General features: G+C 47.2%; 2 protein-coding genes. One reads left to right on the top strand and one right to left on the bottom strand.

The annotated features are described in order from the left end of the window. Positions 1 to 233: 233 nt before the first annotated feature. Complete coding sequence (locus GRI99_RS19080) at positions 234 to 3,083, bottom strand: plasma-membrane proton-efflux P-type ATPase (protein WP_160773523.1); 2,850 nt, start codon at positions 3,081 to 3,083, stop codon at positions 234 to 236. Positions 3,084 to 3,294: 211 nt separating this feature from the next. Between GRI99_RS19080 and GRI99_RS19075 the strand changes: the two genes are divergently transcribed. Continuing rightward, positions 3,295 to 3,485, top strand: a 191-nt coding sequence (locus GRI99_RS19075) for a hypothetical protein (RefSeq protein WP_237438468.1), incomplete at its 3' end; no start/stop codon positions are given.

Below are 3,485 nucleotides of genomic sequence, written 5' to 3'. Positions count from 1 at the left end.
GCTTAGTCCCTTGAGTTCTTCATTGTATTCTAATCTCCACTAGAATTCTTCACCATTCTCAGAAAAAGCTACAACAAATATCCCTTGTGAAGATCCCACCTATATTTTGAATTAAAAATGAATCAATGAGGAACAGAAAAAAGCAGCCCTGGCATGAGTTTCTTTGTTTGTTCTCCCTGAACTGTCTCTCTATCTTATTTGTGCATTCTTCTTCTTACAACTCCTTAACATCTTTAGACTGTGTAGTGCTGTTGGATGGTGTCAATGTCTAGCCCCTTCATCTTCACCACTGAGTCAACATGTCCCTTCAATGTGTGGAGCTCTCTGAGCCTTGCTACTTCGGCACGCTTCTTAGCCTGCTCAGCTAGCTCATTCAACTCTCTGTAGGTGGTCTTGTCATTGAACATGGTTTCTGGAGGTTGGAGACCATGAAGAGTACGTTGAGCAGTGGCCCATTGAGCTTCTCTCTCACCCTTTCCGTAGTCCTTCTTGTTGGTGAAAGCAGTCTTATTCTGCAGCAGATTATCCCAGGCCTTCCCAGTCAAAGCATATCGAATGATGAACTTGAGGACATCGAGAGGGATGTAGGTGACGATGCTGTAAATCCAGATGATTCCTGCCCATCCCCAACCAACCCCTTGGATTCTTGCAAAGGACCAGGTTGCATATCCAGCAATGACAGTTGCCACCACTTGTGCAGCAATGAAGGCACCGACAAGTAAGAGACCAGGGCATTCAGTAAAGGACCAGCTCCTTGACCTGGTCACAAAGATGAGTGCTTGACTGATGATGCTCACTTGAAGGTAAAGAGCTGCCGTGAGCTCATCTGGTTTTCCTTTAATTGACCTCACACCGAACTTCTCAGGGAAGAAATCAGTGTCATGAACAAGCCAGAAGAACACCACAGTCATGATTGACATGTAGGTTCCAAGGACAACACCTGTGGCAAAGATTTCCTTGAGCTTCCATGAGTCTGGCACAGGAGATGGCTTGACTCTATCTTTGGAGATGGTCATGATGGTTCCGTCATTGAGAATAGCGATAATCAGGACCATGAATGGTGAGAAATCGAATTTCCAGATAAGTGCCACGAGCAAGAATCCCAGGACAATACGGATTGTGATGGAAACGGCATAAATTGTGTAGTTCTTCATCCTCTGGAAGATGGCTCTGCTTGTCAATACAGCACTGATAATAACACTCAAACCTGGTTCTGTCAACACAATATCGGAGGCTCCCCTGGCAGCATCAGTCGCATCTGCCACCGCAATACCAATGTCTGCCTTCTTCAATGCAGGCGCGTCATTAACACCATCTCCTGTCATACCACAAATGTGCTTCCTCTCTTGTAGCTTTTTAACAATCTCATACTTGTGTTCAGGGAAGACTCCGGCAAACCCATCAGCCTTCTCGATGAGCTCATCAACTGGAATGCCAGCAATGCCCTCATCCTTGCTATTACCAAGGAGAGAAGATGAGGGATACATGTTTGTACCCATCCCAAGCCTGCGGCCAGTCTCTTTGCCAATAGCAAGTTGATCGCCGGTTATCATTTTAACATTGACACCAAGGTCAAGGGCTCGGCGGATAGTCTCGGCACTATCATGCCTTGGAGGGTCGAAAAGAGGCAAGAGACCCACAAACTCCCATGGTTCTCCTTCGCTTTCCTTGTTCTTTTCTGGAATTGTCTGGCGAGCAACTCCTAGGGAACGAAGGCCACGTTCAGCAAAGTTGTCAATGATTTCATGAGCCTTTTTCTTCATCTCGCCCTTGAGTTGGCAGAGGTCGATAATTTGCTCCGGAGCTCCCTTGCTGCTTCTGTACCAGTCACCTTTGCTGTCATAATAAGTGATTGCAGTGCGCTTTTCCACGGGGTTGAAGGGCAAGAAATGCACTTCGGTGATATCAGCTCTTGCCTCCTTGGGGTCGCCCAGCATCCCAACAATTGAAGCGTCAATGGCATCCTGATTCTCAATTCTCGAGCCCCTGGCAGCATGTAATAAAAGGGTATCCTTGTCCATGTCCTTGGCAAACACCTCAATAAGGTTCTTGTCAACGGTAAGCTTGTTGAGGGTTAGAGTTCCAGTCTTGTCACTACATAAGACATCCATTCCAGCCATTTCTTCAATGGCAGTCATTCTCTTGGTGATGGCACCTTGCTGTGATAGACGGTGAGACCCAATGGCCATTGTCACGGACAAAACTGTAGGCATTGCAATTGGGATACCGCCGATGAGAAGCACCAAGAGGTTATCGATGCCCTCCCTGTACCTCCTTTTCTGGATTGGGTACATCACTATGATTTCAATCAGCATTCCGATAGCAATTGAGCAGATACAGAAGTTACCAATGGCTGTCAGCACCTTTTGGAAATGACCAACATTATTAGTGTTGTCAACAAGGTGAGCTGCCTTGCCGAAGAAGGTATGAACACCAGTGGCGATGACAACAGCCTCAATTTCACCTTGCTTGCAGGTTGAGCCAGAGAAAATTCCATCTCCAGGATTCTTTGTGACTGGAAGGGATTCACCGGTCAGAGCAGACTGATCAATCTTGAGCGGATCTCCCTCCATGAGACGAGCATCTGCTGGGATAATATCTCCCAACTTGATGCTGATGATATCTCCTGGTACCAGAATTGCTGCATCTTGCTCACTCCATTTTCCATCCCTCAAAACCTTGGTTTTCGGGGCTAGACCGGCCATCAAGGCGGCGGCGGCGTTGCCTGCATTGTTTTCTTCAATGAAGCTGATGGTGGAGTTGATGATAAGCAACACAATGATCCCAACAAAGTCTTGCCAGTCCGGAGGTTTGCCTCCTCCATTAGCCAAAGCAATGGCCATTATGGCAGCTGCTTCCATAACCCATGATAAAGGATTCCACATGAAGCCCAGGAACTTGAGAAATTTGCTCTCTTTTTTCTCCTCTAGCTTGTTGGGGCCAAAGATCGCAAGCCTCTCCTCGCCTTGTGCGCTGGTCAACCCTTCTTTTGTGCATCTTAGCTGGTCAAATACCTCTTTAACAGGAATTCTCTCAAGATCAATATTCTCGTTTTTTATCTGCTCCAGTGAAACGTCCCCCATGGTGAAGGATGGATGAAACTGACGATCAAAAACAAGAAAATCTCCATCTCGAGTTTGTTTCTTGGTGATGCAAAGTCTCCTTCAATAGGCCTAAAAGATATACTTCATTTGCCTATCAAAGAGACAACAAAAGACAGAGAAGGAAGGGAGCTAGAGTTTTTACAGCGCCGGCGAGCTCGTCGGTCAAGCTCAGGCCAAGAAGGATGATTTTATGAACCAGTGCCAGGAAGGGCGTGACCAATCCACCCAGGACAGTTCCTACACTGCCCAAGCTTCCAGCTTTCTTCATCAGACTGGGGAGCAAGTGAAGGACATGGCGCAGGGCGCAGCTGAAGCCGAGAAGAAGACTCCGGGGATGAACACAGAGGAAACTCCCACCGAGAATACCTACAGCCCCAACCG

Source organism: Alteraurantiacibacter buctensis (assembly GCF_009827655.1).
GTDB classification, from domain to species: domain Bacteria; phylum Pseudomonadota; class Alphaproteobacteria; order Sphingomonadales; family Sphingomonadaceae; genus Alteraurantiacibacter; species Alteraurantiacibacter buctensis.
This window is presented reverse-complemented; position numbering and strand designations above follow the sequence as displayed.

Excerpts from the sequence above, each read along its gene's own strand:
- GRI99_RS19080 (WP_160773523.1), bottom strand. The coding sequence starts at position 3,083 with ATGGGGGACGTTTCACTGGAGCAGATAAAAAACGAGAATATTGATCTT.